The sequence below is a fragment of the [Mannheimia] succiniciproducens MBEL55E genome (genome assembly GCF_000007745.1).
Lineage (GTDB): Bacteria > Pseudomonadota > Gammaproteobacteria > Enterobacterales > Pasteurellaceae > Basfia > Basfia succiniciproducens.
Genome location: NC_006300.1, coordinates 1,873,219 through 1,892,190 on the forward strand (window position 1 = coordinate 1,873,219; position 18,972 = coordinate 1,892,190).

19 protein-coding genes and 1 other annotated feature are annotated in these 18,972 nt (G+C 43.1%); of the genes, 8 read left to right on the forward strand and 11 right to left on the reverse strand.

All coding sequences use genetic code 11. The annotated features are described in order from the left end of the window. Window positions 1-151: 151 nt before the first annotated feature. The 7 genes from hisB to MS_RS08675 form a co-directional block, all read right to left on the reverse strand. The gene (gene hisB / locus MS_RS08645) at window positions 152-1,249 is read right to left on the reverse strand and encodes a bifunctional histidinol-phosphatase/imidazoleglycerol-phosphate dehydratase HisB (RefSeq protein WP_011201050.1); all 1,098 of its coding nucleotides are present in this window, start codon (window positions 1,247-1,249) and stop codon (window positions 152-154) included. A gap of 97 nt (window positions 1,250-1,346) precedes the next feature. Next, the gene (hisC, locus tag MS_RS08650) at window positions 1,347-2,399 is read right to left on the reverse strand and encodes a histidinol-phosphate transaminase (protein WP_011201051.1); all 1,053 of its coding nucleotides are present in this window, start codon (window positions 2,397-2,399) and stop codon (window positions 1,347-1,349) included. Window positions 2,400-2,429: 30 nt separating this feature from the next. Then, window positions 2,430-3,716, reverse strand: a complete 1,287-nt coding sequence (gene hisD, locus MS_RS08655; RefSeq protein ID WP_011201052.1) for a histidinol dehydrogenase — start codon at window positions 3,714-3,716, stop codon at window positions 2,430-2,432. A gap of 75 nt (window positions 3,717-3,791) precedes the next feature. Continuing rightward, window positions 3,792-4,691, reverse strand: coding sequence for an ATP phosphoribosyltransferase (gene hisG / locus MS_RS08660; RefSeq protein ID WP_011201053.1), 900 nt, complete (start codon window positions 4,689-4,691; stop codon window positions 3,792-3,794). A gap of 50 nt (window positions 4,692-4,741) precedes the next feature. Beyond that, window positions 4,742-4,871, reverse strand: a sequence feature (His leader region). 98 nt (window positions 4,872-4,969) lie between these two features. After that, window positions 4,970-5,743 carry a class I SAM-dependent methyltransferase gene (locus MS_RS08665; RefSeq protein ID WP_193329822.1) on the reverse strand — a complete coding sequence of 258 codons (774 nt, stop codon included), beginning with the start codon at window positions 5,741-5,743 and terminating at the stop codon, window positions 4,970-4,972. A 65-nt stretch (window positions 5,744-5,808) separates the two neighbouring features. Further along, window positions 5,809-7,065, reverse strand: coding sequence for a tryptophan permease (gene mtr, locus MS_RS08670; protein WP_041640235.1), 1,257 nt, complete (start codon window positions 7,063-7,065; stop codon window positions 5,809-5,811). Between the two features lie 180 nt (window positions 7,066-7,245). Further along, on the reverse strand, window positions 7,246-7,902 hold the full coding sequence (locus MS_RS08675; protein ID WP_011201056.1) for a YczE/YyaS/YitT family protein: 657 nt from the start codon (window positions 7,900-7,902) through the stop codon (window positions 7,246-7,248). Between the two features lie 224 nt (window positions 7,903-8,126). Between MS_RS08675 and MS_RS08680 the strand changes: the two genes are divergently transcribed. The 6 genes from MS_RS08680 (at window position 8,127) to MS_RS11230 (ending at window position 13,465) form a co-directional block, all read left to right on the forward strand. Further along, on the forward strand, window positions 8,127-9,392 hold the full coding sequence (locus MS_RS08680) for a NupC/NupG family nucleoside CNT transporter (RefSeq protein WP_011201057.1): 1,266 nt from the start codon (window positions 8,127-8,129) through the stop codon (window positions 9,390-9,392). Window positions 9,393-9,543: 151 nt separating this feature from the next. Then, complete coding sequence (gene deoD / locus MS_RS08685; protein ID WP_011201059.1) at window positions 9,544-10,260, forward strand: purine-nucleoside phosphorylase; 717 nt, start codon at window positions 9,544-9,546, stop codon at window positions 10,258-10,260. Window positions 10,261-10,398: 138 nt separating this feature from the next. Beyond that, a complete protein-coding gene (djlA, locus tag MS_RS08690; RefSeq protein ID WP_011201062.1) occupies window positions 10,399-11,265 on the forward strand; it encodes a co-chaperone DjlA in 867 nt (288 codons plus the stop codon). Further along, window positions 11,265-11,879, forward strand: a complete 615-nt coding sequence (locus MS_RS08695) for a DUF2238 domain-containing protein (protein WP_041640002.1) — start codon at window positions 11,265-11,267, stop codon at window positions 11,877-11,879. Before djlA ends, MS_RS08695 begins: the two co-directional genes overlap by 1 nt. Then, window positions 11,879-12,814: a tRNA dihydrouridine(16) synthase DusC gene (gene dusC / locus MS_RS08700; protein WP_011201064.1), complete on the forward strand. Its 936-nt coding sequence runs from the start codon at window positions 11,879-11,881 to the stop codon at window positions 12,812-12,814. The genes MS_RS08695 and dusC overlap by 1 nt, the downstream gene beginning before the upstream one ends. A gap of 258 nt (window positions 12,815-13,072) precedes the next feature. Then, on the forward strand, window positions 13,073-13,465 hold the full coding sequence (locus MS_RS11230) for an HAD-IA family hydrolase (RefSeq protein WP_226977681.1): 393 nt from the start codon (window positions 13,073-13,075) through the stop codon (window positions 13,463-13,465). Between the two features lie 82 nt (window positions 13,466-13,547). Here the strand turns inward: MS_RS11230 and MS_RS08710 are convergent, their stop codons facing one another. From MS_RS08710 to MS_RS08725, 4 genes are all read right to left on the reverse strand, one after another. Next, window positions 13,548-13,859, reverse strand: coding sequence for a hypothetical protein (locus MS_RS08710; protein ID WP_226977682.1), 312 nt, complete (start codon window positions 13,857-13,859; stop codon window positions 13,548-13,550). Between the two features lie 84 nt (window positions 13,860-13,943). Then, window positions 13,944-14,933, reverse strand: coding sequence for an amidohydrolase family protein (locus MS_RS08715; protein WP_011201068.1), 990 nt, complete (start codon window positions 14,931-14,933; stop codon window positions 13,944-13,946). A gap of 268 nt (window positions 14,934-15,201) precedes the next feature. Further along, window positions 15,202-16,983: a DUF3413 domain-containing protein gene (locus MS_RS08720; protein ID WP_011201069.1), complete on the reverse strand. Its 1,782-nt coding sequence runs from the start codon at window positions 16,981-16,983 to the stop codon at window positions 15,202-15,204. A 25-nt stretch (window positions 16,984-17,008) separates the two neighbouring features. Beyond that, entirely contained in the window at window positions 17,009-17,233 is a 225-nt protein-coding gene (locus tag MS_RS08725; RefSeq protein ID WP_041640004.1) for a YejL family protein, read from the reverse strand. Between the two features lie 165 nt (window positions 17,234-17,398). On the opposite strand from MS_RS08725, the gene yejK reads away from it, so the two are divergent. Both yejK and bamE read left to right on the forward strand, forming a co-directional pair. Then, a complete protein-coding gene (gene yejK, locus MS_RS08730; RefSeq protein ID WP_011201071.1) occupies window positions 17,399-18,466 on the forward strand; it encodes a nucleoid-associated protein YejK in 1,068 nt (355 codons plus the stop codon). A gap of 74 nt (window positions 18,467-18,540) precedes the next feature. Further along, the gene (gene bamE / locus MS_RS08735; RefSeq protein WP_011201072.1) at window positions 18,541-18,954 is read left to right on the forward strand and encodes an outer membrane protein assembly factor BamE; all 414 of its coding nucleotides are present in this window, start codon (window positions 18,541-18,543) and stop codon (window positions 18,952-18,954) included. The last annotated feature ends 18 nt before the right edge of the window (window positions 18,955-18,972 follow it).

Consider the following 18,972-nt stretch of genomic DNA (forward strand, 5'->3'; position numbering starts at 1 on the left):
TTAAAATTGTAAAGCATAAGCTACATTAAACGCCGATAAGGATGATATTTCAAGTTATTTTGTAGCAAGAAAATGAAATAAAAAAACTTTATGAATTCTGACCGCACTTTGGGGCGTATGTGATACGCCCCTAGGATTCGATTATGAAAATTTACAACACGCCCTTACTGCTCGGCATTTCATTTCCTTCGATTTTAATCGCCTGGCGCAAAGTTCTGCCGAAAGCTTTAAACAAGGCTTCGATTTGATGGTGAGCATTGTCGCCTTTAACGGATAAATGCAAGGTTGCAAGCAAGGTATAGGCAATAGACTGGAAAAAATGCTCCGTCATTTCGGTGCTGAAATCGCCCACTTTGTCACGATTGAATTTCGCTTTGAATTTGAAATACGGGCGACCGGATAAATCCAGGGCGCATTCCGCTTTGCATTCGTCCATAGGCAGCACAAAACCAAATCGCTGAATACCGCGCTTATTGCCGATAGCCTCTTTTAACGCCGCGCCCAGTGCCAATGCGACATCTTCGATGGTATGATGATCGTCAATATGCAAATCGCCTTTGCAGCTGACATTCATGCGAAACCCGCCATGAGTAGCGATTTGATCAAGCATATGATCAAAAAAACCGATACCGGTATTAATTTGATTCACCCCGGCTTCATCCAACCAGACTTCCACTTTGATGTCGGTTTCTTTGGTTTTGCGAGCCACAACGGCATGACGCGGTTGACCTAAACCTTTCGGATCCGCTACCGGTTCCCGTAATAATTTTTCGGCGATCATATCCCAGTCTAAATTTTCCGGATGATACTGCAATGCGCGAATACCCAGATTTTCAGCCAGTTGAACGTCTGTCGGCCGATCGCCGATAACAAAGCTGTCTGCGGGATCAAATAATTTTTTATCGATGTACTTTTTCAACAATTTGATTTTCGGTTTACGGCAATCACAGTTGTCTTCCGGCTTATGTGGGCAGATTAAAATATCATCAAATTCAATGCCTTGCGAACGAAAAACAGCTAACATGGCATTATGCGGCTTATCAAAATCTTCCTGCGGAAATGAATCCGTTCCCAGGCCGTCTTGATTCGATACCATCACAAAACGATAACGATTTTTTAATTTGAGCAACGCCGGAATCACATTACGTTCGAATTTGAGCTTTTCTAAACTGTCAATTTGAAAATCGGTTTTCGGCTCGTCGATTAACGTGCCGTCACGGTCGATGAATAGGGTTGGTTGTTGAGTCATATAGTGTCCTTGTAAGGCGGGCTTACCCGCTCACCATCAATGCAACATAAAGTGCGGTTAAAATTCCGGATTTTTTTGGGGCCGGCAAGCCCTACGATTAGGCGAGTTTAAGCGCAACCACTGTTTTTTCTAATTCCGCTCTAGTTCCAATCGAAATCCGAATACAATTTTTCAAACCAAAGGCTTTGTGCTGATCACGCAAGATAATGCCCTTTTCCCATAAGGCGTTAAACACTTTTTCACCATCCTGGAATTTCACCAGTACATAATTAGCTTCGGTGGCGAAAATCTTTACTACGCTTGGGATTTGTTTGAGTTCGCCAATCAACCACGCGCGATTTGCCAATACATCTGCAACCCGCATTTTCATTTGTGCTACGCCCTGTGGCTGTAAAGCCTGAGCGGCAATATCCGAAACGGGTACCGGCAACGGATAAGGGGCAATCACTTTTTGCAGCACGCCGATAAGCTCAGGATTTGCCAAGGTAAAACCGCAACGTAACCCCGCCAGAGCAAAGGCTTTGGAAAGCGTACGGATAATGGCTAAGTGCGGATAATTTCCCAGTTGTTTTATCATCGAAGTTTCAGGGCTGAATTCAATATAGGCCTCATCCACTACTACAATAGCGCTGCCGGCTGTAATGTCCAACAAACGAATCAAATCCGCCTGATTTAACACATTACCTGTCGGGTTATTCGGACTACACACAAAAATCACTTTTACGCCTGCTAAATTTTTTTCAATTTCAGGTAAATCCAGCTGAAAATCCTCTGTTAACGGTACGGTTTTAGTGGCTATACCTAGCGTTTCCGCACTCACGGCATACATGCCGTAAGTAGGCGGACAGTAAAGTACTTTGTCTTCCGGTTCGCAAAACCCTTTAATCAACAATTCAATGCTTTCGTCGCCGCCTCGGGTCACAATCACATTTTCAGGTTTTACGTCCGCGTAAGCGGCATAGCCCTTTATCACCGCTTCTGGTTGCGGTTCGGGATAACGGTTAAAAATACGCTCGGAAAGGTTAAAGTCCGGCGAAGTCGGGTATTCGTTGGCATTCAGCCACACATCGCCGTTACCGCCCAACCGACGTGCGGATTGATATGGCGTTAAGGCTTGAACGTTTTTTCGCGAGAGTTGTGAGATGCTCATATTATCTTCCTTTTCTTTCGTAGGAGCGGGTTATTTAATTTTTGCTAATCGAATCGATACTGCCTGTTTATGCGCATCCAACCGTTCCGCCGCTGCCATCACTTCGACGGTTTTAGCTAAATCTTTAAAGCCTTGCGGGCTGAGTTCCTGTACCGTCATGCGTTTGCTGAAATCCGCCAGACCTAGGCTGGATGAAGTCCGGGTATAGCCGTAAGTAGGTAAAACGTGGTTAGTACCGCTGGCATAATCTCCCATACTTTCGGGGCTGTAGGCACCTAAGAAAATTGAGCCTGCATTATCGATATTCGATAATAAATCACGGGCGTTTTGTACTTGAACCACCAAATGTTCCGGCGCATATTCATTACTGATTTCAACACATTGCTGTAAATTTTCAGCAATAAAAATACGACTGTGCGCTAACGCTTTTTGCGCAATTTCGGAACGTGGCAAGGTGGTCAGTTGGCGTTCGACGGCGAGTTCGGTTTCCAGCGCCAATCGTTCGCTCGGCGTAACCAGAATGACTTGGCTATCGGCACCGTGTTCCGCCTGAGAAAGCAAATCACTCGCCACAAAATCAGGATCGGCATTTTCATCGGCAAGTACCAGCACTTCCGACGGCCCCGCCTGCATATCAATGGCGGCGCCGTTCACCGCCTGGCTTACCTGGCGTTTAGCTTCCGTCACAAAGGCGTTGCCCGGTCCGAAAATTTTATCTACTTTCGCTACGGTTTCCGTACCGAATGCCATTGCAACGACGGCCTGTGCGCCGCCTACCTGATAAATGGTTTCTACGCCGCAAAGATTCGCCGCATAAAGGATCGCATCGGCAATCGGTGGCGGCGAACAGAGCACGATTTTTTTACAGCCTGCAATTTTGGCGGGAATTGCAAGCATTAATACGGTTGAAAACAGGGGCGCCGAACCGCCGGGAATATATAATCCCACACGATTAATCGGGCGGGTCAGCACTTGGCAACGTACACCCGATTGGGTTTCGACATCCGCCTCGACGGGAACCTGTGCAAGATGGAAAGCTTCGATATTTTTCTTCGCATTTTGAATGGCTTGTTTTAATTCTTCCGGCAGGCGTTGCGCAGCTTCCTCAATTTGCTGTTCGGAAACCTCCAAACTATTCAATTTTACTCTATCGAATTTTTCCGAAAGCTCAAACAGCGCTTTGTCGCCATTGGCAACCACATTTTCCCGAATGGCATCCACCGCATCTTTAATATTCCCCGCCGCAGAAATCGCCGGGCGGGTAAGGGCTTGTTTCTTTTCTTGTTCGGTTAAATCTTTCCAAATTAGGGTTTGCATATTTATCTCCGTTTTTCTCTTTCTTAAATCTCCCCTAAATTCCCCCTCTTTAACAAAGGGGAACGGAGAACGATCTCAAGCCAGCATTTTTTCAATAGGTAACACCAGCACCGAACTTGCGCCTTTTTCTTTTAATTGTTCCATAGTCTCCCAGAACAGATTTTCCTGACTGACCACGTGAACAGCCACTTTAGTATCGTCGTGGGCAAGCGGGAGAATTGTTGGATTTTCCACTCCCGGTAACAGCGCGGTAATTTCTTCCAATTTATCTTTCGGCGCGTGTAGCATAATGTATTTGGATTCATCGGCTTGTTGTACGCCTTGAATACGGGTGAGAATTTTATCCACCAACGCCTGTTTTTCCTCCGACAGCGGTTCCTTACGTTGAATTAAGCAGGCTTTTGAACGATAAATCACTTCCACTTCTTTTAAACCGTTGGCTTCAAGAGTAGCGCCGGAGGAAACCAAATCGCAAATGGCGTCGGCTAAGCCAGCACGAGGTGCGACTTCAACGGAACCGTTTAATAAAATACTTTTGAAAGGAACGCCCTGTTCTGCCATATAGCGTTTTAGTAATTGAGGATAAGAGGTAGCAATACGACAATCGCTCAGCGATTCGGGGCCGTCAAATTCAACATCGCTATCCACCGCCAGCGACAAGCGACAACCGCCGAATTCTAAACGGCGCAACATTTTATATTCCACTTTGTCGCCTGCCGCCGTGCGGGTTAATTCTTCTTCCTCCAACACGTTTTCGCCGATAATGCCTAAATCGACCACACCGTCAAACACCAATCCGGGAATATCGTCATCACGTACTCTTAAAATGTCGATAGGTAGATTTTCCGCATAAGCAATTAATTTTTGTCCTTGTAAATTAATTTTTACACCGCATTGTTTAAGTAATTCCTGGGATTCATCACTTAAACGGCCTTTTTTCTGCATTGCAATTCTTAAACGTTTATTGGTTGACATATTGTATTTCCTTTTATTGTTTTTTATTTAATCGGGTTAAATCCGGAGTATAAAAAAACCTCCCGAAAGTTTCCTTCCGAGAGGTTTAGCAATCCTGTTTCCACACTTGCCCGGAAGTTTTCTTTTCTTCCGAACACCACAAAACGCCCGAAAGATCAATCAGGGTGATGATGGTGATGAGATAAAGTGCGGTTGAAGTTCATGTTATTTCTCCAATTTTTCTATGCCCTTTAACTTACTGCAAAATCTTTTAAGCCGCAAGCTGTTTTTGCTATTTTTTATGATTTTTTTGCACGGATAAAAAGTAATACGGGGCGGTGCTGCAAATCCTTAAATTCCGTTTGCCACTCCGCTTGGTCGGCAAGCATGGGCTCCGCCATTTTCTCAATTGTAAAACCCACCTGTATTAAATTATTTACGATTGTTGAAATCGTTCGATGATAAGTTAAAAACGGCTGTTTAAACCAACTGCGCTCCCGCTTGCCTTCATCCCGATAAAAATTCAGACGATAAGCGATTTGTTGTTTATTTTCATCTTTTTCCCAGCGTTCTCCGCCCTGATAGGCGGTGACGACGGGATGCTCCTGAGAAAAAACCAAGCTTCCCCGCGCCGTTAATTTATTAGCGATTTTCGTCAACAATGCAGGAAAATTTTCAACATAGTGGAAAGCAAAAGAGCTGGTAATCACATCAAATTGTGCCTCCGGCAGTTGATCAAGTTGTTCCATGGGAAGATGGTGCAAACTAAAGCTGCCTGATGAAAACTGCAGTCGATTTTCGCAGAGTTTCCCCAAATCGATTTCCGCCTGTTTCAGCATACTTGCAGAAAGATCGATGCCCACTACTCTTTTTGCCCCCAGCCGCAAATACATCTGCAAATGCCCGCCTGTTCCGCAGCCCATATCCAGCAAGGTTTTACCCGTTATATCAGGCAATAAAGACAGCATAGTCGGTTTCTCGACTATTTCATTTAAGCTGCCGGGATTGGCGCGAAGTTTTTGGTATAACTCAAAAAATCCTTCGCTGTCATAAACGGATTCTTTCATAGCAATAAATCAATAAAAAAATACAGGCACGGGAAATTGTCCGTGCCGGTTATAAGGCCTGAGCGGGTGATTTAACCTTTAAATTCCGGTAACCAGCCGAACTGCATAGCAAGCTGGGACAGGATATTTAACACGCCGAAAATAATAATGAAATACACCATTAAATTACCGCCGAAGCAACTATAAGAAGGTTTGTTGAATTTTTTCCGGCTCGCTTTCGCCAACAATGCCGGCACGATAGCCGCCCAAATCGTTGCCGCCAGCCCCGCGTAACCAATGGCGATAACGAAACCGTAAGGGAATTGCAAACTGAGTAATAATGGCGGCAAAAAAGTCGCTAATGCCGTTTTCGTTCTGCCGGCTTTGCTGTCGTCAAAACCGCAAAGATCCGCAATATAATCGAATAAACCCAAGGTCACGCCTAAAAATGAACTGGCTATTGCCATATAAGCAAAGAAGTTCAACGCCAGAGCGATATAATCCGTTTGAATATATTTACTTAATGCCGCAAGTAATGCCGCAATATCACCGCCTTTTTCAATAACCGGAACAAATTCCGCACGCGGTAAATTCCCTTGAATTGCTAATTGCCACAAAATATAGATAATCAGTGCAATAAATGTGCCGACAAAAACGGATTTCGAAACCTTGCCCGCATCACGATTATAGTACTTAACCAGACTTGGCACGTTTTGATGAAATCCGAAGGAAACCAGGCATACCGGCAGAGCCACTAAAGCATAAGGCAAATATTGAGTATCCTGCGAAGTTGCCGAGTTAAGCAGTACATCGGCATTAGCGGATGAAATCAATCCCGATACGGAAAGGAAGAAAGAAATAACCATACCGCCAATGAGTATCGTACTAAAGCGATCCACGGCTTTTGTGGAAAACCATACAAAAACGGCAAGCACAAAGGTAAAAATTAATGATCCGGAAGATCTGCCGATTTCTACCGCACTTTGTTCGGAACTCAATAACTGATTAAGGAAACCCTCTGTAATCCCACCGCCGGAAGTAATGTAAGCATAGGTTAAAATATACAGCACAAACGCCAGCGACAGGCCGTTTAAGATATTCCATCCCTTCCCGAGCAGATCTTTTACGATGGTGTCAAAACTTGAGCCCGTGGGATAATGCAAATTGGCTTCTAACAACATCAAGCCCGATGACATCATGCAAAACCAGGTATAGATTAGAATTAATAATGATCCTAAAAACCATACGCCGGCGGTTGAAATCGGGTTGGCTAACATTCCCGCACCGATTGTTCCGCCGGCAATAATCATTGCGCCGCCAAGCAAAGAAGGTTGTTTTTTGTTTTTCATAGATTTTTCCATAAAGGTTTTCCATGTTAAATAACTTTTTGAACTATTATAGTAGTACATTTAAGAAAGACAAGTATAAAACAAAGAAAATTATCGGCGGATAACAAGGATTCGATAGCGGTCTGCCAAGTACTAAAAAGTGCGGTCAAAAAAGCGATTTTTTCTAACTTATTAAAAATATTAAGTATTATCTAACAAACAAGGCGAACGGTTAATCACCATCAACGAAAGTTGCACGACCCAACCGATTGATAAGGCAAAAACTACAGTACCAATCCCCACCGTGCCGCCTAACAGAAAACCTAACAGGCAAACCGTTACTTCAATACTGGTACGCACAATGCCGATTCGCCAGTGAAAACGCTGGCAAAGCCCCACCATTAAGCCGTCTCTGGGACCGGCTCCTTGGTGGCAGGTTAAATAAAATGCGGTGCCGACACCAAAACAAAACACGCCGATAAAAACAAAAACCAAACGTCCGAGCAAGCTTGTAGGCGCGGGAACATAAGCGGTGGTAATGCCGAGAAATAAAGCGATCACGAGAATATTCAGCAAAGTGCCGAGACCCAGTTTTAATTTTAGCGGAAACCAGGCGAGCATAACCATGATACTGATCAACAGCGAAGCCCAGCCCACACCGAATCCGCCCTGCAAAGCCACGCCTTGCGAAAGAATGGTCCAGGGCGCCGACCCCAAATTGGATAACAGCAGCAATCCGTCCCCGATTCCCACAATCACAAAAGAGAGCAGCAAAACGCTAAGAGATCTGAATTCCAGAGACCAAAACGAGGTTGCCGTCCAGCGGGTTTGAGGAAGAATTTGATGTTTTTTTGACATATAAATAAGCGCTTATCCAATTCGATTGGGATTATCATAATTTAAGGAAATCGAAAATAAAATGAAATTAAACGCATAATATATACTAAAAGAGGATAAAAATTCTTAGAAAAAATGATTTAACTCGCATTTTTACGCTTTTCCACAAGATTTTTTAACTAAAAATCAGTATAGTAGCGGGGATTTTCTAATCTCTATAATTTTAATTCATTCTGAGGTTCTATATGAGCATGTTAACCAGCCTTCTGGGTATTTTTGTGTTATTAGCCATTGCTTATTCTCTTTCGAGCAATCGCAAAGCAATTAATTTCCGCACTGTAGGGGGAGCGTTATTAATTCAAATCTTAATCGGCGCATTTATTTTATACGTGCCGGCAGGTCGGGATATTTTACTTTCGATGGCAAACGGCGTAGCAAAAGTAATTTCTTACGGTAACGAAGGGATTAAATTCGTGTTCGGCGGTTTAGCCGGCGATAAAATCTTTGAGGTATTCGGCGGCGACGGTTTTATTTTCGCCGTGCGTGTGTTACCGAGTATCGTCTTCTTCTCCGCATTAATTTCCCTGCTTTACTATATCGGCGTTATGCAATGGGTGATTAAAATCATCGGCGGCGCATTGCAGAAATTGCTCGGTACATCAAAATCCGAATCTATGTCGGCGGCAGCTAACATTTTCGTGGGTCAAACCGAAGCACCTTTAATCGTTAAACCTTATATCAGCCGCATGACCGAATCCGAATTATTCGCGGTAATGTGCGGCGGTTTAGCCTCTATCGCCGGTTCCGTTATGGCGGGTTATGCCGGTATGGGCGTGCCGTTGACTTATTTAATCGCCGCTTCATTTATGGCGGCGCCTGCGGGTTTATTGTTTGCGAAAATTCTAGTGCCGCAAACAGAAAAATTTGACGATGCCATCGAACATGTCGAACTTGAAAAACCGGCAAATATTTTAGATGCAGCAGCGGGCGGCGCCTCATCGGGTTTACAATTAGCCCTCAACGTAGGTGCGATGTTAATTGCTTTTGTGGCGTTAATCGCTTTAATCAACGGTATTTTAGGCGGTGTCGGCGCTTGGTTCGGCATGCCCGAATTATCATTAGGTGAAATTTTCGGTTGGATTTTCCGTCCGCTAGCCTGGTTAATCGGCGTACCTTGGGAAGAGGCCGGCGTTGCAGGTCAAATGATTGGTACAAAACTTGCCATTAACGAATTTGTCGGTTATTTGGAATTCACCAAATACTTAACGCCTGAAACCCCAATGGTATTAGGCGATAAAACAAAAGCCGTTATCACTTTCGCTTTATGCGGTTTTGCCAACTTCAGTTCGATCGCTATTTTAATCGGCGGCTTGGGCGCCATGGCGCCGAATCGTCGCGGCGATATCGCACGCCTTGGTATAAAAGCGGTTATTGCCGGTTCTCTTGCCAACTTAATGAGTGCAACCTTAGCGGGCTTATTTATCGAATTAAGCGGTGTTGCGTTAGGCTAATATTAAATTTGCGTTAAAAGTGCGGTATAATTTACCGGATTTTTAAATTGCCCGTAATTCTCAACACCACGAGTAAGTCGTGGTGTTGTTGTTTTAATCAAAAGAAAACGTTTGCTTAAAAAATAAACGCTGACCAAAAGAGGAAACTTCTATGACTCCACATATTAATGCGCCTGAAGGTGCTTTCGCTGATGTTGTTTTAATGCCGGGCGATCCACTGCGAGCAAAATATATCGCCGAAACTTTCTTGGAAAACGCAAAAGAAGTCACCAATGTACGTAATATGCTTGGTTACACCGGAACTTACAAAGGTCGCCCCGTTTCCGTAATGGGGCACGGTATGGGAATTCCGTCTTGTTCTATTTATACAAAAGAGTTAATTACCGAATACGGCGTGAAAAAAATTATCCGCGTAGGCTCATGCGGTGCCGTTCGTAATGACGTTAAAGTGCGCGACGTAATCATCGGTTTAGGCGCCTGTACGGATTCCAAAGTAAACCGCATTCGTTTTAAAGATAACGATTTTGCCGCAATTGCGGATTTCGATATGACTCAAGCGGCGGTGCAAGCGGCAAAAGCCAAGGGCATCAATTATCGCGTGGGCAATCTGTTCTCTGCGGATTTATTTTATACGCCAGATGTGGAAATGTTCGACGTCATGGAAAAATACGGCATTTTAGGGGTGGAAATGGAAGCCGCCGGCATTTACGGCGTTGCCGCCGAATTTGGTGCGAAAGCATTAAGCATCTGTACCGTATCCGACCATATACGCACCGGCGAACAAACTTCTTCGGAAGAACGCCAATTAACCTTCAACGATATGATCGAAATCGCTTTAGAAAGCGTATTGTTAGGCGATCAGGCTTAATTGTTCAAAAGTGCGGTAAAAATTTCCGGATTTTTTACCGCACTTTTTTCTTGTCCCCGCATTTTGCAGATATTTCATTCACTAAGCCCTATTAATCGGGTAAACTAAGCCCATTATTTTTTACTCATGGAGCGCACAATGAATTTTATTGGGAAAATCCTAGGTTTTATTATCGGTTACCGTTTCGGCGGACTGTTCGGTGGTATCGCCGGGCTTATTTTAGGCCATATCGCGGATAAAAAATTATATGAATTAGGTAGCGTAAATTCATCATTTTTTAGCAAAAAAATTACCCGCCAGTCACTATTCATGCAAACTACCTTCGCCGTATTGGGGCATTTAAGCAAAGCCAAAGGGCGAGTTACCGAAGAAGATATTCAGCTGGCGAACAATCTAATGAGCCAAATGCAATTGGATGTCGCCAACCGCCAACTTGCGCAAAATGCTTTTAACCGCGGTAAAGAAGCGGATTTCCCGGTACGCGAAGTAATTCGTGAATTCCGTATAGGCTGCGGTCAGCGCGCCGATTTACTACGTATGTTTTTACATATTCAGGTACAGGCCGCGTTTGCCGATTCCAACTTGCATAATAATGAAAAAGAATTGCTTTTTGTGATTGCCGAAGAACTCGGTCTTTCCCGATTCCAATTTGATCAAATGTTAGCCATGGAAATGGCCGCCCGCCAATTTACCCAAGGCGGATTCTACCGTCAACAGCAATATCAGCAACAAAGTCACCAACAATATAATCAAGAAAATTATCAAAATTCCTACCGCACTTCGTCAGGCCCTACGGTAGAAGACGCCTACAAAGTGCTGGGCGTTAACGCCGGCGATAACCAACAAACGGTAAAACGCGCTTATCGTCGTTTAATGAACGAACATCACCCGGACAAACTTGTAGCGAAAGGACTACCGAAAGAAATGATGGAAATGGCAAAAGAAAAAGCGCAACAAATCCAGGCGGCTTACGATTTAATCTGCAAAGTGAAAGGTTGGAAATAATGGCATTTCCCTTGCGCCCTTTTCCGTTGTTGTTAGCCGTATTTATCAGCCTGCTCGCAATTTGGTCTGCGGTTGAGCCGGTCTCCCGCGCAGTGTGGTATGCGGAAGTAGTGCCGGTTTTCGCGGTATTTATGCTGTTGATTGTCACTTATCCTTGGTTTCAATTCAGCAATCCGGCTTATTTTTGTATGTCTCTTTGGTTGATTTTGCATTTAATCGGCGCCCATTACACTTTTGAACTGGTGCCTTTTAAATGGGGAAGCGATTTACTTGCCGGCTGGTTAGGCGAAGGGCGTAACCATTTTGACCGTGTCGCCCATTACATCATCGGTTTTTATAGCTTCCCTATGGCGGAATTTTTATTACGCCGTAAACTGACCGGCCCTATTGTCGCCGGATTTTTCAGCCTGTTTTTTATCATGTCGGTTGCCGCCGGTTATGAGTTGATTGAATGGCAATACGCGGTTATCGCAGGCGGTCAGGAAGGCATTGCCTTCTTGGGCTCGCAAGGCGATGTGTGGGATGCGCAAAAAGATATTCTTGCCGATACCCTGGGCGCATTAACCGCCCTGCTCTTGTTTTATTTTATTCGCCCGGATAAAAAGTATTCATAATGCGTGTTATTTTAGCTCCTATGCAAGGCGTGCTGGACGCTTTTGTGCGCCAACTGCTTACTGAAGTCAATGATTACGATCTCTGTATTTCCGAATTCGTGCGAGTAGTTGACCAACTGCTACCGGAAAAAGTGTTTTATCGCCTTTGCCCCGAACTGAAAAATGCCGGCAAAACAACCACCGGCACGCCTATACGAGTCCAACTTCTCGGTCAATTTCCCGAATGGCTGGCGGAAAATGCGGTGCGCGCCGTTGAATTAGGGTCTTTCGGCGTCGATCTTAACTGCGGTTGTCCGTCAAAAACGGTAAACGGCAGTCATGGCGGCGCCTCTTTATTAAAACAACCGGAATTAATTTATCAGGCGACCCGAGCCATTCGAACCGCCGTACCTAAACATTTGCCGGTCAGCGTAAAAGTGCGCCTGGGCTGGGATTCCGCCGACTTCGCCTTTGATATTGCCGATGCCGTTCAACAAGGCGGGGCGAATGAAATCACTATTCACGGACGAACAAAGGCCGACGGTTACAAAGCGGAACGAATCAACTGGGAAAAAATCGGTGAATTGCGCCGAAAACTCGCTATTCCGGTAATTGCCAACGGTGAAATCTGGAACTGGCAAGACGGACAAAATTGCCTTGCGGTAACGGGATGCGAAGATTTAATGATTGGGCGCGGTGCGTTAAATATTCCTAATTTAAGCCGGGTGGTCAAACGTAACGAAGAAAAATTGCCGTGGCATAAAGTGATACGGATTTTGCAAAAATACGCTCATTTAGAAAATATTCATGACACAGGTTTTTATCATGTGGCTCGCATTAAACAATGGCTGCAATATTTAAAAAAAGAATATCCGCAGGCTACTATGCTGTTTGACTATATTAAAACCTGTCATAATGCGGACGAATTACGAATAAAAATGGAACACTTACAATGAAATACCAATGGATCTTTTTTGATGCCGACGAAACCCTTTTTTCCTTTAATGCTTTTGCCGGGCTACAAAAGTTGTTCGCCGATAACGGGTTAAAATTTAACGAGCAGGATTTTACTCAATACGAGAAAGTCAATAAACCTCTTTGGGTAAAATATCAAAATGCGGAAATCAGTGCGGAACAGATTCAAACTATCCGGTTTGAGCCTTGGGAGCAAAAGTTAGGCAAAAGTGCGGTCGAAATTAATCAAGATTATATGCTTGCGCTCGCGGATCTGTGTAAGCGAAACCATTCACACCCTGGAAAAACAGGCAAAACTGGCAATTATTACAAACGGCTTTACCGCCTTGCAACATCTTCGTCTGCAAAGAACCGGTTTAGCACAATATTTCCAGTTTATTACTATTTCGCAAGAACTCGGCATAGCCAAACCGGACGCCCGAATCTTCGAGCATAGTTTACAACAGGCGGACATTGAAGATAAAAGCCAGGTGTTAATGGTAGGCGATAACTTACATTCGGATATTTTAGGCGGAAAGAACGCCGGCTTGGATACTTGTTGGTTAAGTTATGACAAAGCCAACGATAGTGATATTGCACCGACTTACAGCATTAAGAAATTTAATGAATTACTGGATGTGGTGGCGGCTTAATTAAAATTTCTCACTTTTTTGACCGCACTTTTAACAAAAATAACAAAAACGGCACTTTCAGTTTAAAGTGCCGTTTTGCTTATTATTTAGTCGGTTTGTTACATTGGGTAACGGCGCCGATTTTTGTGCAATAAGAACCGTCACTGGCATAAGTATGTTCACCGGTGTTGTAATATACCGTGCCTTTGTTACTGTATGTGGTATTACCTACCCGATTATAAATCGAACCGTCCTGTCCGTGCACCGAATTACCTTGCTGGCTGAAAGCCGCACTGTTATTATTGCCCATATTTCCTACTTGATTACCCATTTTATTTAACGTGGGGGAAACGGCTAATACTAAAACCGGCGCGGCAATAATTAATGCCAACAGCCAGATGACCATTTTATCCATCGCAAAACCTCCAATAAAAAAGTACGCCCGACACGTACTTTTTGACAATAAACACCGGCGAATGTTCAGCCGAATTTTGAAAGTCTAGCGATCCAATCCTAAGACTTTACGTCCGTTAATGCTGGCGATATTCACCATTTCATCCAAATTAGGGAAACGGCAACCTGCCGCAAGCAAGCTCAGTTCCTGCCACATATCGCCTTCGCACAACGGCACCATATAATCGCAGATATTATCCGTACCTAAGGCGACCGTAATACCTTCCGGAATCATTTCATCGGCAGGCGTTAAAGCATTATGGAACGGCATTAATTCTTCTTTACGGTTACTATCAATCCATGCCATCGGGCAGGCGATTATCATCATCTGAGCTTCACGCATTTTTTTGTAAAGTTCATAGCGATATTCTCTTGAATGTGCACCGATAGAAATACCGTGAATCGCCACCACGCGCCCCTGCATGCCGTGTTCAATGGTTTTATCACAGAGTTGCTCGGTTTCTTTTTCTTTCGGCGTGTTGAATTGGTCAACGTGAACATGGCACATAATACCCAACGATTTCGCTTTATCCAATAAAATATCCATTGCTTCCAGACCCCGACCATAGTCTAATTCGTCACGATAAGGAAGCCCGCCAATCATATCCACCATTTCCGAACCGATATCAAACCATTTGCGAGCCGTAGGTTCAATCACGCCTTTTAAAGTTTGATTCGCAAATTTAAGAATAATATCGTTTTTATACACGTCACGGGCTTTATGCGCCGCAATAATTGCCCGATCTTCGCAAATCGGATCGATATCTACAAAGGTACCGAATGCCGTTACGCCTTGAGAAATCATTAATTCGATAGACTGACAAAAACGAGCGTAATAATATTCCACACTTGAAGTGCGTTTTACCTCGTCCACCAAATCCCATTTTTGCTGTAAATTACTATTATGATAAATATGAATTTTTTCCGGGGTCATGGTGAACGCGCGGTCGGCATGGGCATGTGCGTTAACCCAACCGCCTTTTTTGATAATCTCATCTCTTATGTAAGTTTTAAAACTGCGAACATGATTCTTCATGATTACTCCGTAATGCTATTTGAATTGATTGAAAATGGATAGGATTAAACAAAACAAATGAATTATTAATTGAAAAAAGAAGAGCAATCAATGGGCAAGAACGCACACCGACTGTTTTGAAAAGAATGTTATGAAAAATTCTCTGATTTTTGATTAATAACATTGTTATCTAGTCCTTAGTTGGTACTAGCTGGATAGTATAAATTGTTATATTACAAAAATATAATCGGTTTTGGCTATCGGTTTAAAACTTATATGTTGACCATAATTACTTCGCCATAAACGAACGGCTTTGAGTAAAGACTTCCAGGAATAAGCCCAGCGGCGGACGTAATGAGGATTCTTTTTCATAATCCACATTATATTTCTGGTATTGTCCTTTACGATCAATATGATATTGGTTGCCATTAGGGCTAATGATGACATTCCAGCGATAATTGCCGACCAATATCCAATCCGCCTTGCGCGAAATATTTATCAGGCTTTCTCCTTGGGCGTAATCGGTAATCGGATTTTCCACTTTAAAGACATTCTGCATTAGAGTCGGCACCAGATCCACATGGCTGGTTAATTTGCTTTGCTGTTCGTTCAGCAATGCATTCCAACGGATAATCATCGGCACTTGGATTTCATCCAAACCAAAATAATCGATATGTTCTTTATCGGACAATTGGAAGGCATGACCATGATCTGCGGTAATAATCACGATGGTTTTATCCAATAAACCGCGCTCCTGCAATTGCTCAAACACAATTTGCAGCTGAACATCCACATTGCCCAATTGGTTATCGTAAATTTCCGTTTCTTCCTCTTTGGATTTCGGATCCGCATTCTGCACTGCGGTTAGCACATCCAAGTCTAAATAACTAAACCAAGCCTGATCTAAATGCGCTTTATTTAACCAAATTAACCAATTTTTTACCGCACTTTGATTGCCCGCTTTAATTCTCGGCAAATTCACTTTTTGGAATAGCGCCTGTCTGAATAAACTGTCTTTAAAATTGTTGGCGGAAAACAAACCCATTTGATAATGTTCCGCCTGCAATTTCTTAAACAGCTCGGATTCCGTTTTATTGTGCAAAATACTGTCGGTATAACTTGCATTCAACCCGTAGAACAAGCCGGTTAAGCCTAAATTGCTATTGTTACCCGTACTGTAATGATTCATAAATTGAGCGGATTGTTTAGCGAACTCGGTTAAATTCGGCATTTTGCTTTCAATAACGGAATCGTAGCGCATACCTGAAATATTAATCAGCAATATATTCGGTTTCCGCTCGATCGGCATATAAGCCAATTTATGCTTAGGATAATCGATATTAAAAGCTTCGGGGCGACCTTCCTGTTCTAATGTCTGCGCGTATTCGGTTTTATCCAGCAGGCCGTTTTTTTCCAAAAAGGTTCGGGCGGTCATCGGGTAGGATAACGGAAAGTTTGATTTCTGCATGGTAATCGGGCGATAAATATAGGCGTCCGCCCAAGCATAAATTAAGTGGGTCGCCACAAACATGGTGACAAAGAAAATCCCCACTTTGCGCATCCATTTCTGCCGTTCCAGGCTGCGTAACTTATTCCAGGACCAGCGGGAATACAGCATTTGAACCAGCAAAATTAACGGCATTGGCGCAAAGAAAATCTGCCAATCGCGAGAAAGCTCGCCGTCTTCGGGGTTGACCAGCAAATTCCACACCACGGACGATAAATGCAGATTGAAACGAGAAAACACTTCCGTATCAATCAACAGTAATGTCAGACAAATTGTAGTAACGATAACCGATAAACCGCGGAAAGTACGTTCGTTTTTGATAATAAAACTGAGCGGGAAGATAATCAGCAAATAACCGGCGAACACAACGAAACTGAAATGTCCGAGAATACTGATAAAGAAATAAAGTTTTCCCCAAAGGGTGGACGGCCAATCGATAATAAAAGCATAACGGGAACCAAATAAAATCGCCCAAATAATATTAAAAAGAGCAAACCAATGCCCCCACGAGATTTTCTGTGAGGTTGCTTCACGATATTGTCTGCCGTTTTTAATAAATTGCATTCTTCACTAGCCCTATCGATTATAGTTAGTGGTGTTTTGTTTTAACGGAATTCAATAAGGCGTCGGAAAAGGCTTGAGCCAATACCGTGCGCTGATTCGCCCCGACACTGCTGGTTAATAAATTCGTCACCATATTGCCTAAAACAACTAATGAAAGATCTACCGGCGCCTTGTGTTTTTCCAGGACTTCAATTATATCTTTTAAGATTTCATCAACTTGTTTGTCTTGATATTTTGAATTAATAGCCATGTTCAACCAAATTTATTTCTAATTCTATTCATCACAAAGGATGAATAGTTTACCTGATAATTTTTTAGATCCTAGCATATTTTATGCTTTATCGTTAAAAAAGTGCGGTTATAATTAGGCAAGATTTTTATTAAATATTTTAAATTTACCTATTTGGATTAAAAAATGAGTATTACCGTCAATCAAATTGTTCTGCATCAAATTATCAAACCTGCGTCGGCGAACATTCCGGCTAATAACAATAATGAAACGGAAAACGGAGAAACGGCGACACAAAACACACAATTAGAAACCGTTCTACGTCAGGAATTATTGCCTATTACCGCCGAAGCGGAACAATTTATGCTGGAACTCCATCAGGCTTATCAGAATAAAACCAAAGGTTACGGCGTATTTCAAGAACAATCCCGTTTTGCACAAAGTTTGAACCGGCTGTTAGAGCGGGAAACCGATTTTCTGCCCTTTAGTTATGAAGCGGCAAAATTATTGAGTTCAGAATTAGCCAAATATGCCTTTGCGGAAAGCGGAACCTTTGTGCTTTGCCGGTACAATTTTTTAGCTACCGATTACCTGTTTATTGCTTTATTGGATAGTAAAGCCAGCGTGCTGGTTGATGAAAAATTAGAAATTCACCGCACCCAATATCTTAATATTAACCAATTCGACATCGCCGCCCGTATTAATTTAACGGATTTGCGAGTCAACGCTAATTCAAACCGTTATTTAACCTTTATCAAGGGACGAGTCGGTCGTAAAATCGGCGATTTCTTTATGGATTTTCTTGGTGCGGACGAAGGACTCAACCCGCAAGTACAAAATCAATGTTTATTGCAAGCGGTCAGCGATTATTGCCAAAAGGGCGAATTAAGCGCCGAACAATCCCAAGCGGTAAAAAAACAGGTTTTCGACTATTGCAAAGGACAAATTAATGCCGGCGATGAGATAGAATTGACTGAACTTTCCGAAACAATTCCCACTCTAAACCAGCAGCCTTTTGCCGATTTCGCCGCAGAACAGGATTACGGTTTAGAAAACAATATTCCGCCGGTGCGTTCCGCACTAAAATCCCTGACCAAATTTTCAGGTTCGGGAAAAGGGGTAACAATCAGTTTTGATGCCGAATTATTAGACAAAAGAATTTATTGGGATGATATGCAGGATACCTTAACAATCCACGGTTTGCCGGCAAATTTAAAAGATCAATTACAACGGCTTTTGAAGAATCATAATTAATTTGGCAATTCCGCTAAGTTTAGGTATCATCAGCAAATGTTTCGCCCACAAGACACAAAAGAAAGGTAAATACCATGCAAATTAAACCGATTATTACCGCACTTTTATTAGCGCTAAGTGTAACTTCCTGTTCCACCGTTAGTAAAGTTGTGTATCGTGTAGATGTGCCGCAAGGCAATTATTTGGAATCAGCGGCGGTATCTCAATTACAAGTGGGTATGACCCGCGAACAAGTGCAATACATACTTGGCACGCCGGTTCTAAACGATCCGTTTAGCACAAACACTTGGTATTACGTTTATCTACAGCAAAGAAGTTACGAAACACCCGAACAACACACCTTAACCGTGAACTTTAACCAACAAGGTACGGTTGAAAGTTTTGATTTAGACAAACCTTTGCCGGATCAAGAAAAACAAGTGGTAAACAATGCCAACATCACCATGCCAGAGTCCCAAAGCACCAGCTGGTGGCAATTTTGGAAATAACCTTAAAAAGGATTCACC

What these genes read in the sequence shown, in the direction of transcription:
- hisB (WP_011201050.1), bottom strand. Translation starts at nt 1,249, where the DNA reads ATGACTCAACAACCAACCCTATTCATCGACCGTGACGGCACGTTAATC.
- hisC (WP_011201051.1), bottom strand. Translation starts at nt 2,399, where the DNA reads ATGAGCATCTCACAACTCTCGCGAAAAAACGTTCAAGCCTTAACGCCA.
- hisD (WP_011201052.1), bottom strand. Translation starts at nt 3,716, where the DNA reads ATGCAAACCCTAATTTGGAAAGATTTAACCGAACAAGAAAAGAAACAA.
- hisG (WP_011201053.1), bottom strand. Translation starts at nt 4,691, where the DNA reads ATGTCAACCAATAAACGTTTAAGAATTGCAATGCAGAAAAAAGGCCGT.
- mtr (WP_041640235.1), bottom strand. Translation starts at nt 7,065, where the DNA reads ATGAAAAACAAAAAACAACCTTCTTTGCTTGGCGGCGCAATGATTATT.
- MS_RS08675 (WP_011201056.1), bottom strand. Translation starts at nt 7,902, where the DNA reads ATGTCAAAAAAACATCAAATTCTTCCTCAAACCCGCTGGACGGCAACC.
- MS_RS08680 (WP_011201057.1), top strand. Translation starts at nt 8,127, where the DNA reads ATGAGCATGTTAACCAGCCTTCTGGGTATTTTTGTGTTATTAGCCATT.
- deoD (WP_011201059.1), top strand. Translation starts at nt 9,544, where the DNA reads ATGACTCCACATATTAATGCGCCTGAAGGTGCTTTCGCTGATGTTGTT.
- djlA (WP_011201062.1), top strand. Translation starts at nt 10,399, where the DNA reads ATGAATTTTATTGGGAAAATCCTAGGTTTTATTATCGGTTACCGTTTC.
- MS_RS08695 (WP_041640002.1), top strand. Translation starts at nt 11,265, where the DNA reads ATGGCATTTCCCTTGCGCCCTTTTCCGTTGTTGTTAGCCGTATTTATC.
- dusC (WP_011201064.1), top strand. Translation starts at nt 11,879, where the DNA reads ATGCGTGTTATTTTAGCTCCTATGCAAGGCGTGCTGGACGCTTTTGTG.
- MS_RS08710 (WP_226977682.1), bottom strand. Translation starts at nt 13,859, where the DNA reads ATGGATAAAATGGTCATCTGGCTGTTGGCATTAATTATTGCCGCGCCG.
- MS_RS08715 (WP_011201068.1), bottom strand. Translation starts at nt 14,933, where the DNA reads ATGAAGAATCATGTTCGCAGTTTTAAAACTTACATAAGAGATGAGATT.
- MS_RS08720 (WP_011201069.1), bottom strand. Translation starts at nt 16,983, where the DNA reads ATGCAATTTATTAAAAACGGCAGACAATATCGTGAAGCAACCTCACAG.
- MS_RS08725 (WP_041640004.1), bottom strand. Translation starts at nt 17,233, where the DNA reads ATGGCTATTAATTCAAAATATCAAGACAAACAAGTTGATGAAATCTTA.
- yejK (WP_011201071.1), top strand. Translation starts at nt 17,399, where the DNA reads ATGAGTATTACCGTCAATCAAATTGTTCTGCATCAAATTATCAAACCT.
- bamE (WP_011201072.1), top strand. Translation starts at nt 18,541, where the DNA reads ATGCAAATTAAACCGATTATTACCGCACTTTTATTAGCGCTAAGTGTA.